Source organism: Mycolicibacterium tusciae (assembly GCF_002086795.1).
GTDB lineage: Bacteria > Actinomycetota > Actinomycetes > Mycobacteriales > Mycobacteriaceae > Mycobacterium > Mycobacterium tusciae.
The window spans coordinates 78,154-92,080 of sequence record NZ_MVIM01000005.1; the positions used below are offsets into that span (position 1 = coordinate 78,154).

14 protein-coding genes are annotated in these 13,927 nt (G+C 66.2%); 12 read left to right on the top strand and 2 right to left on the bottom strand.

Annotation, left to right across the window (positions count from 1 at the left end; translation table 11 throughout):
- The first annotated feature begins 4 nt into the window (after positions 1 to 4).
- From BST47_RS11200 to BST47_RS11210, 3 genes are read left to right on the top strand one after another with little or no spacing between them, the layout of a single operon-like run.
- A complete protein-coding gene (locus BST47_RS11200; protein ID WP_083125620.1) occupies positions 5 to 598 on the top strand; it encodes an NADPH-dependent FMN reductase in 594 nt (197 codons plus the stop codon).
- Entirely contained in the window at positions 595 to 1,434 is an 840-nt protein-coding gene (locus BST47_RS11205; RefSeq protein ID WP_083125621.1) for an alpha/beta fold hydrolase, read from the top strand. The genes BST47_RS11200 and BST47_RS11205 overlap by 4 nt, the downstream gene beginning before the upstream one ends.
- Complete coding sequence (locus tag BST47_RS11210; protein WP_083125622.1) at positions 1,431 to 2,243, top strand: SDR family NAD(P)-dependent oxidoreductase; 813 nt, start codon at positions 1,431 to 1,433, stop codon at positions 2,241 to 2,243. Before BST47_RS11205 ends, BST47_RS11210 begins: the two co-directional genes overlap by 4 nt.
- Here BST47_RS11210 and BST47_RS11215 read toward each other — a convergent pair.
- A complete protein-coding gene (locus BST47_RS11215) occupies positions 2,240 to 2,962 on the bottom strand; it encodes an alpha/beta fold hydrolase (protein WP_083125623.1) in 723 nt (240 codons plus the stop codon). The genes BST47_RS11210 and BST47_RS11215 overlap by 4 nt on opposite strands.
- Positions 2,963 to 3,078: 116 nt before the next feature.
- Between BST47_RS11215 and BST47_RS11220 the strand changes: the two genes are divergently transcribed.
- The 9 genes from BST47_RS11220 (at position 3,079) to BST47_RS11260 (ending at position 13,019) form a co-directional block, all read left to right on the top strand.
- Positions 3,079 to 3,753: a TetR/AcrR family transcriptional regulator gene (locus BST47_RS11220; RefSeq protein ID WP_234809663.1), complete on the top strand. Its 675-nt coding sequence runs from the start codon at positions 3,079 to 3,081 to the stop codon at positions 3,751 to 3,753.
- Positions 3,750 to 3,944 (top strand): ferredoxin, encoded by a 195-nt coding sequence (locus tag BST47_RS11225; RefSeq protein ID WP_083125625.1) that lies wholly within the window; start codon positions 3,750 to 3,752, stop codon positions 3,942 to 3,944. Before BST47_RS11220 ends, BST47_RS11225 begins: the two co-directional genes overlap by 4 nt.
- 10 nt (positions 3,945 to 3,954) lie before the next feature.
- On the top strand, positions 3,955 to 5,190 hold the full coding sequence (locus tag BST47_RS11230; protein WP_083125626.1) for a cytochrome P450: 1,236 nt from the start codon (positions 3,955 to 3,957) through the stop codon (positions 5,188 to 5,190).
- Between the two features lie 42 nt (positions 5,191 to 5,232).
- Complete coding sequence (locus tag BST47_RS11235) at positions 5,233 to 6,429, top strand: amidohydrolase family protein (RefSeq protein ID WP_083125627.1); 1,197 nt, start codon at positions 5,233 to 5,235, stop codon at positions 6,427 to 6,429.
- 71 nt (positions 6,430 to 6,500) lie between these two features.
- A complete protein-coding gene (locus BST47_RS11240) occupies positions 6,501 to 7,676 on the top strand; it encodes a M24 family metallopeptidase (RefSeq protein ID WP_420094034.1) in 1,176 nt (391 codons plus the stop codon).
- Between the two features lie 3 nt (positions 7,677 to 7,679).
- Entirely contained in the window at positions 7,680 to 8,816 is a 1,137-nt protein-coding gene (locus BST47_RS11245) for a M24 family metallopeptidase (protein WP_083125628.1), read from the top strand.
- A gap of 10 nt (positions 8,817 to 8,826) precedes the next feature.
- The gene (locus BST47_RS11250) at positions 8,827 to 9,795 is read left to right on the top strand and encodes an enoyl-CoA hydratase/isomerase family protein (RefSeq protein ID WP_083125629.1); all 969 of its coding nucleotides are present in this window, start codon (positions 8,827 to 8,829) and stop codon (positions 9,793 to 9,795) included.
- A 5-nt stretch (positions 9,796 to 9,800) separates the two neighbouring features.
- A complete protein-coding gene (locus tag BST47_RS11255; protein ID WP_083125630.1) occupies positions 9,801 to 12,203 on the top strand; it encodes a CaiB/BaiF CoA-transferase family protein in 2,403 nt (800 codons plus the stop codon).
- A 9-nt stretch (positions 12,204 to 12,212) separates the two neighbouring features.
- On the top strand, positions 12,213 to 13,019 hold the full coding sequence (locus BST47_RS11260) for an SDR family NAD(P)-dependent oxidoreductase (RefSeq protein ID WP_083125631.1): 807 nt from the start codon (positions 12,213 to 12,215) through the stop codon (positions 13,017 to 13,019).
- A 72-nt stretch (positions 13,020 to 13,091) separates the two neighbouring features.
- On the opposite strand, the gene BST47_RS11265 is transcribed toward BST47_RS11260, so the two are convergent.
- On the bottom strand, positions 13,092 to 13,925 hold the full coding sequence (locus tag BST47_RS11265; protein ID WP_083125632.1) for an SDR family NAD(P)-dependent oxidoreductase: 834 nt from the start codon (positions 13,923 to 13,925) through the stop codon (positions 13,092 to 13,094).
- Positions 13,926 to 13,927: the final 2 nt, after the last annotated feature.

Below are 13,927 nucleotides of genomic sequence, written 5' to 3' on the forward strand. Positions count from 1 at the left end.
AGTCATGACCGCAAGCACAACCACCGGCGGCGGCGCGCCGCTGATCGTCGGCCTTGGCGGAACGCTTCGCGCCAACTCATCGACCGAGCGGGCGATTCGCTACTGCCTGGCATCGGTCGAACACCAGGGCGGACGCACCCGATTCTTCAGCGGGCCTGACCTGGACCTCCCGATGTACGCACCACACGAGCTGGAGCGCACCCCGAAGGCGCTCGAACTGGTCAGTGCCCTGCGCGACGCCGACGCCGTCGTCGTCGGGTCGCCGGGATACCACGGTGCGATATCGGGTTTGGTCAAGAACGCGCTCGACTACATCGAGGATCTCCGAGAGGATCCGCGCGTCTACCTCGACAACACGCCGTGGGGTTGCATCAGTTGCGCCTACGGCTGGCAGGCGGCAGTGGGCACCCTTGGCCAGCTGCGTTCCATCGGACACGCACTGCGGGCCTGGCCGACACCGCTCGGTGTGGCGATCAACTCCGCCGACAAGATCTGGGACGACGCAGGCGAGCTGAAGGACTCCTCGATCTGCGACCAACTCGACATGCTGGCCACCCAGGTGCTCACCTTCGCGCAGACCGCGTGGGAAACCACGTGAGCGCAGTGCGGAAGACCATTGTGGTCGACGGCCTTGTCACGGGATATCTCGAGGCAGGACAGGGCGATCCGGTCATTCTGCTGCACGGCGGTGAGTTCGGTGTCAACGCCGAGATCGCGTGGGAGAACAATATCGCCGCGCTCGCTCATCAGAATCGCGTCCTCGCACTGGAGATGCTCGGCTTCGGCGAGTCCGCGAAGGTCATCGACTTCAACGACGGCCGGGGTATGCGGATCCGCCACATCGCGCGGTTCTGCGATGCCGTCGGCGTCGAGTCGGCGCATTTCGTCGGGAACTCGATGGGTGCGGTCAACTTGTTCGTGGACGCCACGTCGGAGTCGCCGGTGCTCCCCGCCCGCAGCATGGTGATGATCTGCGGTGGAGGCGAGATCCAACGCAACGAGCATTCGGCCGCGCTCTACGATTATGACGCCACGCCAGAAGCCATGCGCCGCATCGTCGAAGCCCTCTTTCACGACCCCGCCTATGTGACCGACGAGGCGCACGTGCAGCGACGATACGAGTCGAGCATCGCGCCTGGTGCGTGGGAAGCACTGGCGGCGGCGAGGTTTCGCCGGCCCGGGCTGGAACCACCGCCGCTACCGTCGAGCGCACGGGCCTACGACCGGATCACCGTGCCAACGCTGATCGTCGAGGGCGGCGGCGACAAACTGCTCCCGCGCGGCTGGGCGGCCGAGATCGCCGCGCAGATCCCCTCCGCGCGTTCGGCGGTGATTCCCGATGCCGGGCACTGCCCGCAGATCGAACAGCCCGCGGCGGTCAACGACCTGCTGCTGGCGTTCCTGGCCGAGCAGCGCGAAGGAGCAGCGACATGACAGACGAACTGGCCGGCAAGGTCGCGATCGTCACCGGAGGCGCGTCGGGTCTAGGGGAAGGGCTGGCACGCAGGTTCGCCGCCGAGGGTGCCAAGGTACTGATCGGCGACGTCGACACCGAAAGCGGTGCCGCACTTGCCGCAGACATCGGTGCCAATGCAGTGTTCGTCGAAGCCGACGTGTCCGACGTCGATCAGGTGAGTGCCCTGGTGTCGACGGCCGTCGACCGTTTGGGCGGCCTGCACGTCATGGTCAACAACGCGGGGGTGTCGGGCACGATGCACCGCCGGTTCCTCGACGACGACCTTGCGGACTTCCACAAGGTGATGGCGGTCAACGTGCTGGCGGTGATGGCGGGAACCCGTGACGCAGCGCGACACATGTCGCAGCACCTCGGCGGTTCGATCATCAACCTGACGTCGATCGGCGGCATCCAGGCCGGCGGCGGCGTGATGACGTACCGGGCGTCGAAGGCGGCCGTCATCCAGTTCACCAAGTCGGCAGCAATCGAGTTGGCGCACTACGAGATTCGGGTGAACGCCATCGCGCCCGGCAACATCCGAACCGCGATCGTGCGCAAGTCGGCGACGGGGGCGGACCTCGAGAAGCTGGAACAGTTCGAGGCGAAGATCCGCGAGCAGATGCGCAACGACCGCCCACTCAAACGCGAGGGCACGATGGAGGACGTCGCCGAAGCAGCGCTGTACTTCGCCACCGACCGCTCACGCTATGTCACCGGCACCGTCCTGCCGATCGACGGCGGCACGTCCGCGGGCAAGGTCGTCCCGCGTAAGCCCAAGTCCGACTAGCGGCCCTCGTCGGCGCGGTCGGCATGTTCGGCGACCAGCCGGGGGTATCGGCCGCGGTCGGGTCGAAAGATGTCGTGGGGCGAGTCGGGGAAATCGACCAGCTGCGCGTGCGGGAACAGCGTCCGGTATCGCGACCACTGCGCATCGCCCACCAGGAGGCGTTCGCGGCTGCGAACGGCGAGCAGCGGAAGTTGTTCTCGGGCAAGACGACCCCACATCGACCGCTCCTGTGCGGCGAAAAACGTCTTGTTGGCGGCGTCCACGTCGAGCCGCTCGCTCACCGGCGTTCCGCGCCAGCGACCGGCGAGCAGCCGGCGCGACATCTCGGGAGTCAGCACCTTCTCCTCGGGCACGTAGTCGCCGATCGCTACGGAGCGAATGCGTTCGAAGTTCGCGAGCGCCCACGTCAGCGCGTAGGTCGTGCCCCGAGAGAACGTCACCACGTGAACCGGCCCGTCGGTGATGGCGTCGACCACCGCGCCGACGTCGGTGCTCAAGGTGGTCGCGTCATATCCGCTCACGGGAGCGCTGCTGCGACCATGGCCCCGCAGGTCGATCACGACGGTTCGGCGGCCGAACAGGGACAGGACTTCGGCGTAGTCCTCGGCCACGCACGTCATGCCGGGCACGAAGACCACGGGCGCGCCACCGTCGTCGCCGCCGGAGTCGAGGTAGTGGATGCGGGCGTCGCGGTTGTCGGTGAATCGCGAGTTGGGCATGGTCAGCGGGACTCTATGCGGTGGCGGCATCGGCGCAGGCGGGAGGCCCGTAATCGCCACCGGACGGATTAAATCAGTCGCTTGACTTAATCGCTTCGGCGCGGTTGACTGATCCCGTGACCACTGCCAGCAGGACCGTTCGGACCGAGCGCGCCAGCATCACGCGCGAGGCGATCCTCGCTGCGGCCGAACGGTTGTTCGCCGAACACGGTGTGTACGCGGTTTCCAACAGGCAGGTCAGCGAGGCCGCCGGGCAGGGGAACAACGCCGCGGTCGGCTACCACTTCGGCACCAAGACCGACCTCGTGCGCGCGATCGAGCAGAAGCATCGCGTGCCCATGGAGCGAATGCTGGCGCGAATGGTCGCCGACACGGCCGACTCGACCGACTTGCGGGACTGGATCGCATGTTTGGTGTGCTCACTCACCGACCACCTCGATCAGCTCGGGAACCCGACCTGGTATGCGCGTTTCGCCGCCCAGGCGCTCGCCGACCCGGCCTACCAGAAGATCGTGGTGAAGGACGCGCTGGCTTCGCCCTCGGTGCTGCTGGTCGTGCAGGGCATCACACGCTGCCTGCCCGACCTGCCGATGACCGTCGTCACCGAGCGCAACATCATGGTCCGCAACCTGATGATGCACACCTGCGCCGACTTCGAGCGCGCGTTCGCCGAGGGCGCGCACATTACTCACAGTTCGCCGATGCCACGAACCACCTGGAGCTCGGTCGCTTCCGGACTCATCGACGCGATCGTGGGCCTCTGGCAGGCGCCCGTCACGGAGCGGCCGTGAAGGTAAGTGTCGACCAGGACAGGTGCGTGTCCTCTGGGATGTGCGTGATGAACGCGGGCGACGTGTTCGACCAGCGCGACGACGACGGTGTGGTCGAGCTTCTCGTCGAGGAGCCAGGACCCGATCAAGCCGAAGAAACCCGAAAGGCCGCCGCGGCTTGCCCAGCGCTGGCCATTCATATCGAGGAATGACGGAGAATTCATGTCAGACACCCTTGCCACAGAACACGTTTCGGCCGACGTCCCCGAGTACCCGATGGAAAGGGCCGCCCGCTGCCCGTTCGCGCCGCCGCTGCCGATGCTCGAGATGGGTGAGGCCAAGCCGCTGTCGCGGGTGCGGATCTGGAACGGCACCACGCCGTGGCTGGTCACCGGCCACGAGGTGGCGCGGGCGCTGTTCTCGGATTCTCGCGTCAGCGTGGACGACCGGCGTGAGGGGTTCCCGCACTGGAACGAGCACATGCTGTCGACGGTGAACAAGCGGCCGCGGTCGGTGTTCACCTCCGACGCCGAGGAGCACACCCGATTCCGCCGGATGCTGTCGAAGCCGTTCACATTCAAGCGTGTCGAGGCCCTGCGTGCCACCATCCAGGAAGTCACCGACGAGTGCATCGACGACGTCCTTGGGGGCCCGCAACCCGCCGACATCGTGGCCAAACTCGCGCTGCCGGTGCCGACGAAGGTCATCAGCGAGATGCTCGGCGTCCCCTACGAGGACCACGAGTTCTTCCAGCACCACGCCAACGTCGGGTTGGCCCGCTACGCGTCCGCGGAAGAAGGCCAGAAGGGGGCGATGAGCCTCCACAAGTACCTCATCGATCTGGTCGAGAAGAAGATGGAGAACCCGTCCGAGGACGCGGTCTCCGACCTGGCCGAACGGGTGACCGCGGGCGAGATCAGCGTGAAGGAGGCCGCCCAGTTGGGCACCGGCCTGCTGATCGCCGGTCACGAGACGACGGCGAACATGATCGGTATCGGCGTGCTCGCCCTGCTGGAGAACCCCGAACAGGCTGCACTGCTTCGCGATTCCGACGATCCGAAGTTCATCGCGAATGCCGCCGAAGAGCTGATGCGTTACCTGTCGATCATCCAGAACGGGCAGCGCCGGGTGGCGATCGAGGACATCGAGATCGCCGGAGAGACCATCCGTGCGGGCGAGGGCATCATCATCGATCTCGCGCCGGCGAACTGGGACGCGAGCGCCTACCCGGAACCGGAGAAGCTGGACTTCACCCGCGATGCCGGTCAGCAACTCGGTTTCGGCTACGGCCGGCATCAGTGCGTTGGTCAGCAGCTCGCCCGCGCCGAACTGCAGATCGTCTTCCACACCCTGCTGCGCCGTATCCCTACGCTCAAGCTGGCGATTCCGTTCGACGAGGTGCCCTTCAAGCACGACCGCCTCGCCTATGGCGTTTACGAACTTCCGGTGACCTGGTAGTCACCAACAGCCTTATCCGACAGCCCGATTGGAGTACCGACGATGTCAACCCCAACAGTGCCACCGCCCGCCCACCCCCCAATTACCCTTTATCCGCCGGAGGGATTCGGCGCCCCCAAGAACCGCCAGGGGCACGCCTCGGAGGGCGGGCTCACTGGGCTTCCCGGGGGGACCGAGATCTTTTCGGCGGACAACCACATCTCGGTCGCCGACGACATTTTCTACGAGCGATTCCCCGAGGAACTGAAGGGCGCCGCGCCGCGCATCTGGTACGAGGACGGCGCGTACATGGTCGGCATGAAGGGCAAGGCCTGGACGGGCGGCGACTTCGGCCGCGTGCTCATGCAGTACGACGATCTCGCCGGTGCCGCCTCCAACAACATCGAAGCGCGAATCCGTGAGCTCAAAGAGGACGGCATCGACACGGAGCTGGCCTTCCCGAACGCGGTACTGGCGTTGTTCCACTACCCCGACAAGTCGCTGCGGGAGCGCGTGTTTCGGATCTACAACGAACACATCGCCGACCTGCAGGAGCGATCCAACGGTCACTTCTACGGCGTCGGATTGATCAACTGGTGGGATCCCAAGGGCACCAAAAGCACCCTCGAGGAACTGAAAGCCCTTGGGCTCAAGACATTCCTGCTGCCGCTGAATCCCGGCAAGGACGACGAGGGCAACATCTACGACTACGGCAGCACCGACATGGATGCGGTGTGGGACGAGATCGAGGCTTCCGGCGTCCCAGTCAGCCACCACATCGGGGAGACGCCACCCAAGACGCCGTGCCAGAACAACAGTGTCGTGGTGGGCATGATGGTCAACGTCGACTCCTTCCGCGAACAATTCGCCAAGTACGTGTTCTCCGGAATCCTCGACCGGCATCCGTCACTGAAGATCGGCTGGTTCGAGGGTGGGATCGCCTGGGTGCCAACCGCACTGCAAGACGCCGAGCACATGCTGGCTTCCTACCGGCACATGTTCAACCACGAACTGCAACACGACGTCCGCCACTACTGGGACAACCACATGTGTGCCTCGTTCATGGTCGATCCGCTCGGCCTCCAGCTCATCGACCGCATCGGAGTCGACAACGTGATGTGGTCGTCGGACTACCCACACAACGAGAGCACCTTCGGCTACAGCGAGAAGTCGTTGGCCGCGGTCGTCGACGCGGTAGGCCCTGAGGCCGCGGTGAAGATCGTGTCCACCAACATCAAGAAGTTCCTGGGTATCTCGTGACAGCCGTGTCGTCTCCGTCGTCAGCGGGTCTGGCTCTGCTCGACATTCCAGATCTGCCGGATCGCGCCAGAATGTACCGCGAATGCGGTGCCCGCCTGCGCGATTCCATGCGGGAGAAGGGCGTCGACGCGCTCGTATTACTCGGCAACGGCAACGTCGTTTACGCCACCGGCGCGAGTTGGCCTCTGCTCGACGCAGGGCTGTCCCATGTCGAGCGCCCGGTCGCGATCGTGCTCGCCGACGATGAGCATCCGCACCTGTACATGCCGTTCGCCGAGGGCAGCGCGTTCGACACCGAGATTCCCGCGGACCACATCCACGGTCCGCTGTACCTCGAATTCGACGAGGGCGTCGACCATTTCGCGAAGGTGCTCGCGGGCCTGGTCCCGACGGGTGCCTCCGTCGCGGTTGACGAGCTCACCGGGGCCATGCGACGAGCCGCTGAACGGCTGTTCCCCGCCGGGCCGCCAACAGATGCCGCGCTCGTCGTGGGTCCTGCCAAGCTGGTCAAGACCGTGGATCAGATCGCCGCCGTCAGAAGGGCCTGCCGCATCACTGAGCAGGCTCTGCTCGATGTCCAACCGTTGGTCGCCCCGGGCGTGAGCCAGATGGACCTCTCGGCGCGATTCGTGCGGCGCGCCTTCGAGCTTGGCGCCACGACGAACATGATCGAAGGCATCTGGCAGGTGATGCCGACTACCCGTAGCAGCGGTGCGGTCTGGACGACCACCGGCGACCTGGCGCTGCCGCTGCTGCCCACCGAGAAGCCGTTGGCCAAGGGCGACGTGCTGTGGACCGATATCAGCATCACGTTCGAGGGGTACTGCTCCGATTGGGGCCGCACCTGGGTGGTGGGGCAGGACCCTACGCCCGAGCAGAACGCGAACTTCGCAAAGTGGCGGTCGATTCTCGACGCCGTGCTCGCCGTGACGAAGGCCGGCGCGACGGGCGGTGACCTGGCACGCGCGGCCATTGCGGCCAACGGCGGCACCAAGCCGTGGCTGCCGCACTTCTACCTGGGCCACGGCATCGGCACCAACGCCGCCGAAATGCCGATGATCGGAACGGATCTCGGCGAGCAGTTCGACGACAACTTTGTGTTCCCGGCTGGCATGCTGCTCGTGCTCGAGCCCGTCGTGTGGGAGGACGGCACCGGCGGCTACCGCGCTGAGGAGATCGTGATCATCACCGAGGGTGGCTACCAGTCCATCACCGATTACCCCTACGCACCCTACGGACCGAGTTGACCCATGGCTGAAGAAATCGTCCCCGACGACCTCGCCCTGCGCACGGGCCGGCGTGAGCGCGCCATCGCTGCGATGGACGCCCACGATCTCGACGTTCTGGTACTGGGGCGCCAGGCCAATGTCCGTTACGTGACGGGTGCGCCGCAACTCTGGGTGGCGGGCACCCGTCCCTTCGCGCCGATCTGCGTGCTGGTGCGCGCCACAGGTGAAATCCACCTCAACAGCACGTGGGATGAAGGCATTCCCGAGGAGATCGGCCACGACCATCTCTACGGACTGGCCTGGAACCCCATGACCATCGTCGACGTGCTCAAGGGCATCGACGGCGCGGCGACGGCGCGACGCGTCGGAACCGACGCCATGTCGCCGTCGTTCGCGCAGCTGCTGCCGCTTGCGTTCCCCAACGCGGAACTCCTTGATGCCGAGGTTGCGATGAAGGCCGCCCGGCGGATCAAGACGCCCGACGAGATCCGGGTCCTGCGAGGCGCTCTCGGCGTCGCCGGGCGCGGGCTGGCGGCGGCGGTATCGGCGCTCGCGGTGGGCACCACCGAACAGGCACTCAACGGCGTCCTCATGGAGGCGATGACCGCGGGCGGATACAGCACCTCGGCGACCCAAGACGGCGCGTGGATCACATCGCCCGAGCACTCGTGGCGCGTCGGTCGGCGCGACCGCAGGATCGCCGAGGGGGACCTGGTGGCCTTCGCCGCCGGCGCGCTTGCCGACGGTTACGTGGGTGAGGTCGGCAGGACATGGCCCGTCGGTGACGTTCGCGGCGCCGATGCGCTCTTCGGTCGGTCGAATGAGCTGTGGGAGAGGCTGATCGACGCGTGCCGACCCGGCGCTTCGGCCGGCGGTCTGCTTGCGGCCTACGATGCCGCGGGTGAGGCACTGCCGCCGATACCCGTGGCACACGGTCTCGGCCTCGGCTTCGACCCACCGGTGATCTCGCCCGACCTGCCGCAGACCTCGGCTGACGAACGGCTCGAGCCGGGCACCGTGCTCGCCGTCACCGCCTACGTGTGGGAACGGGGCGTCGGGGCGGTCTTCCGTCGCGACGCCGTACTCATCACCGACACCGGAGCCGAAGTGCTCACGGCCAGCCCCTCGCCGGCGCAGGCCGCTGCCGGAATCAGCTGAAGGAGAACCCATGTCTGAGAACGGCAGTCGACCATCCCCAGAAGAGCTCATCCTCTACGACAAGGACCCGAAGACCAAGATCGCGACGATCACCTTCAATCGTCCCGAGTACCTCAACGCACCGACATCGATGGCACGGCTGCGGTACGCGGATCTGCTGCGCGCGGCGACCGTCGACAACGATGTCAAGGTCGTCGTGATCCGCGGCGTCGGTGACAACCTCGGAAGCGGTGCCGACCTTCCGGAGTTCATGGAGGGGTACGACAACACCGACCTGCGACTGGCCGAGCTGCGGCTGGAGGACGACGGAGTCGGCGAGGTGAACTATCCGCCGTCGGGAACGTTCCGCAGCGGGGCGACAATCAGCGCGTGGTACGCGAACGTGCAGGCGGGCAATCGGCCGCTGCAGGAGCTGAAGAAAATCAGCATCGTCGAGGCCAAGGGCTACTGCTACGGCTGGCATTTCTACCAATGCGCCGACGCGGATCTGGTGATCTCCTCCGATGACGCCCTTTTCGGGCACCCCTCGTTCCGCTACTACGGCTGGGGACCGCGCATGTGGACGTGGATCCAGATGATGGGTCTGCGCAAGTTCCAGGAGATGGTCTTCACCGGGCGCCCGTTCACCGCCGCCGAGATGTACGACTGCAACTTCCTCAACAAGGTGGTGGCGCGGGATCAGCTCGAGGCTGAGGTCGACAAGTATGCGCGCGCGTGCGCCCGAAACCGGCCCGTCGACACCGTGTTCCAACAGAAGATCTTCTTCGAGGTCTACAAGCAGCACCAGGGCGAGTACATGGGCAGCCTGCTGTCGGCGTTCTTCGAATCCATGGGTAGCGGTGTCGCCAACGACGATTCGGACGATCTCGACATGATGGAGTCAATCGACAGCGGGCTGGCCGCCGCGGTCAACGACAACGACAGCAAATTCCCGCCGGACTTCCGGCTGAGCAAGTCGAACCGCAAGAAGGACACGTAACACCTGTGGGGCCGCTGAACGGCTATACCGTCATCGACCTGTCCGTCGGCATCGCGGGTGCCTACTGCACCAAACTGCTCGCCGAGGCCGGCGCCACGGTTGTCAAAGTCGAGCCGCCCGAGGGTGATCCACTGCGCCGATGGTCGGCCTCCGGTGCCGAGATCGCACCGGGTGACGACGGTGCGTTGTTCAGTTTTCTGGCGTGCTCGAAGCACAGCGTGGTCACCGACGTTGATGCCGATATCGACTATGTCAACGCTTTGCTGGACGGCGCCGACGCGGTCGTGTGGTCGCGCGGGTCCTCGGTCGCTGAACACTCCGTGCTCACGCCCGCCGCGATCTTGTCCGCCCACCCGCACCTGACGGTCACCTCGATCACCCCGTTCGGTCTCGACGGACCGTGGTCTGACCGTCCCGCAACGGAGTTCACGCTGCAGGCGTGGTCCGGCGGTATCGTCGGCCTCGGTCGCGGCTCGGCCGACCGCGCACCCGTGTACGTCGGCGGGCAGGTCGGCGAGTACCTGGCGGGTGCCTACGCGAGCGCCGCGACGCTGGCGTCGCGACTGCGGGGCGGCGCGGAACTGGTCGACCTGTCGATGCTGGAGACCCAGATCCTCGGCCTGACCTATTACCCGGTGGCCTACTACGAGATGCTCGGCAGGCCATGGCGCGACGCCAGGCGGTTGACGGTGCCCGGGATCGCCCGGGCCAAGGACGGTCTCATCGACATCGGGTGCGGCACCGCGCAGCAATGGTTCGACCTGTGCGCGATGACGGGGCATCAGGACTGGATCGACGAGGACTCGCCGCTGTCGATCACCGAGCAGGCCAACGAGAAGTCCGATGAGCTGTACGCGTGGGTCGAGAGTCAGACCGTCGACGAGATCAGGGACCTGGCCACCGCGTTCCGGATACCGAACGCCCCGGTTGCCAACGGGGCCAACGTCACCGGCCTCGATCACTTCGTCGAGCGCGGCTCCTTCGTGGTCAACCCCCGCGATGGCTTCTCCCAGCCCGGTCATCCCTACCGGACGTCGCCGATGGTGCTTCGCGCGCCGGAACCCGCGCCGCGGCTGGGTGAACACACCGAGCACTACCGCTCGCGCGATGATGTTCCGGGTCGTCGCCAGGAGCCTTCGGCGGGTCTCCCGTTCGAGGGGCTGCGCGTGCTCGATATGACGACGTTCTGGGCGGGTCCGTCGTGCACACACATCCTCGCGATGCTCGGCGCCGAAGTCATCCACGTGGAGTCGACCCGGCGTCCGGACGGCACCCGGCTCATCGCAGGCATCCCCGTCACCGAGGACCAATGGTGGGAGAAGTCGCCGATCTTCTCCGGGCTCAACACGAACAAGAAGGGGTTGACGCTCGACCTGCAGAGCGCAGCAGGTCGGGATTTACTCAATCGCCTCATCGCCACCTGCGATGTGATCGTCGAGAACTTCACGCCCCGCGTGATCGATCAGATCGGCCTGGATTTTGCTGCCGTGCAGGCCATTCGGCCCGACGCCGTGATGTTGCGGATGCCCGGATTCGGGCTGGACGGTCCGTGGCGCGACAACCCCGCCTTCGCCTACGTGATCGAAGCGGCATCGGGAATCAGCTGGCTGACCGGATATCCCGACCGCAACCCTTACGAGCCTTATTCTGTCGGCGATCCGAACGCCGGCATCCATGCTCTCAACGCCTTGCTCGTGGCGCTCGAGCACCGGCGGCGCACCGGGCAAGGAATGCTCGTCGAGGCCGCGATGGTCGACGCCGCGCTGAGCGTGGCCGCCGAACAACCCATCGAGTTCTCCGCCTACGGTGCACTGCTGAACCGCGACGGCAACCGCGGACCGACCGCGGCACCGCAGAACCTGTACCGCACCAACGAGATCGACGAGTTCGGGCGTGCCGACTGCTGGGTTGCCGTCGCGGCGGAGACCGACGAGCAATGGGCGGGTCTCTGCGAAGCCGTCGGCCGTCACGACTGGGCAGCGGACCCGGACTTGAGCACCTCGGCGGGCAGGCGCGCCCGTCACGACGACATCGACGAGCACATCGCGAAATGGTGCGCCGGCCGCACCGGTGACGACATCGTCGACACGCTGTGGGAACGCGGTGTGCCGGTGGCCAAGGTAATGCAACCGCACCGCCAGACCGAGATTGCGCAACTGGCGGCCCGCGGCTTCTTCGAGGACGTCGGGCATCCGGTCAACGCCCGAACGCCGCACAGCACCCTGCCCTTCACGTTGTCGCGCGGCCCGGAGCGCGTCCACACCGCACCGGCTCCGCTACTCGGCCAGCACAATCACGAACTCCTGTCCGAGCTGGGACTCACCAACGAGGCGATCGCCGACCTCGAAGCGCAGGGCGTGATCGGACATGCCCCGGCGATGGGGCCCAGCAAGGCCAAGACGGGCTAGCCTCGAACGGTGGCCATCGAACCGTCGGACATCCTGCTCACCGGCCGAGTCGCGGTGGTGACAGGTGGGGGCGCCGGCATCGGCAGGGGCGTCGCCGAAGGATTGGCGGCGTTCGGCGCCAAGGTCGCCATCTGGGAACGCGACGCCGAGACCTGCGCCTCGACCGCGGAAAGTCTTGGTGCACTGGGCATCGTCGTCGACGTGAGAGACAGCGGGCAGGTCGATGCGGCACTGCAGCGCACCGTCGACAACCTCGGCGAGGTCTCGATTCTGGTGAACAACGCCGGCGGAGTGTTCAAGTCGCCGCTCCTGGACACCACAGAGAACGGCTGGGATGCGCTGTACAAGAGCAACCTTCGCCATGTGCTGCTGTGCACGCAACGGGTGGCGCGGCGTCTGGTGGCGGTCGGCATCCCCGGCAGCGTCATCAACGTCACGTCGATCGAGGGCGCCCGTGCGGCACCGGGCTATGCGGCGTACGCGGCGGCGAAAGCCGGCGTCATCAACTACACCAAGACCGCGGCCCTCGAGCTGGCGACCCACAATATCCGCGTCAATGCCTTGGCCCCCGATCTGACACTGACCGAAGGCATCATCGCGTTGTCCGGCGGCAGCATGCAGGACAGCGATGCTCCCGGCATTCCGATGAACCGGCCCGGCCATGTCGATGAGATGGCCGGGGCCGCAGTCTTTCTCGCATCCGAGCTGTCGAGCTATATCACCGGCCAGACCATCCACGTCGACGGTGGCACGCACGCCGCGAGCGGCTGGTATCACCACCCGCAGACTGGCGATTACCAGCTTGGTCCGGGCTAGGGCCGGTGCGGTCGTGTGGCACTACCGGGTTGATCGCACGCACCTGGTGCAAAGGATCAACCCGCTAAGCACCTAGTGCGTCCAGCCCTCAGCGATCTGATCATCGAAGGCGCGGTCGATGCGCTCGAATCTGCGCTGGATCGAGGGGCGCGACGCCTGATGCGGGATGACGTAGACGCGGTTGGCAAGAATCGCGTCGGCCGTCAGCCGCGCGACGTCCTCGGCGCGAACCTCCGGATCGGTCGACGCGGACGGCAGCTCCTGCGGAGGCCCGGACGTCGACGCAGGACCGTAGTCCGCGCTCCGCACCCGCTCGCTGTTGGACATCAAATCGGTGGCAACGATCATCGGGCAGAGCACCGAAACTCCGATCCCGTTGGCCCGCACCTCCCGTGAGAGTGTCTCCGCCAGAGCCACGACGCCGTACTTGGCGACGCAGTACGGCCCGAGTCCCACATTGGGGATGAGACCGGCGAACGACGATGTGAAGACGATGTGGCTGTCCTCGGCCTGCGCGATCATGCGCGGCAGAAACGCCTCGACACCGTGGATGGGTCCCCACAGGTCGACGTCGATCACGAAGCGCCAGTCGTCGTGGCTGGTCTCTGCGATCGACCCCGCATACGCGATGCCCGCATTGTTGAAGACGATATGCACGGTGCCGAAGACTCGGAACGCCTCGTCGGCGAGGTGGACGACGTCGTCGAGCTTGCGGGTGTCGCAGACCACGCCGTGCGCGTCGAACCCGTCGTCGCGCAGCGCCGACACCGCCTCCTGCAGACCGGCTTCATTGATGTCGGCCAGCATGAGACGGGCGCCGCGACGCGCGAATTCGTGTGCGGTGGCGAAGCCGATTCCGCTCGCCCCTCCGGTGATGACTGCAGCGCGCCCTTGAAAACTGTCCACGG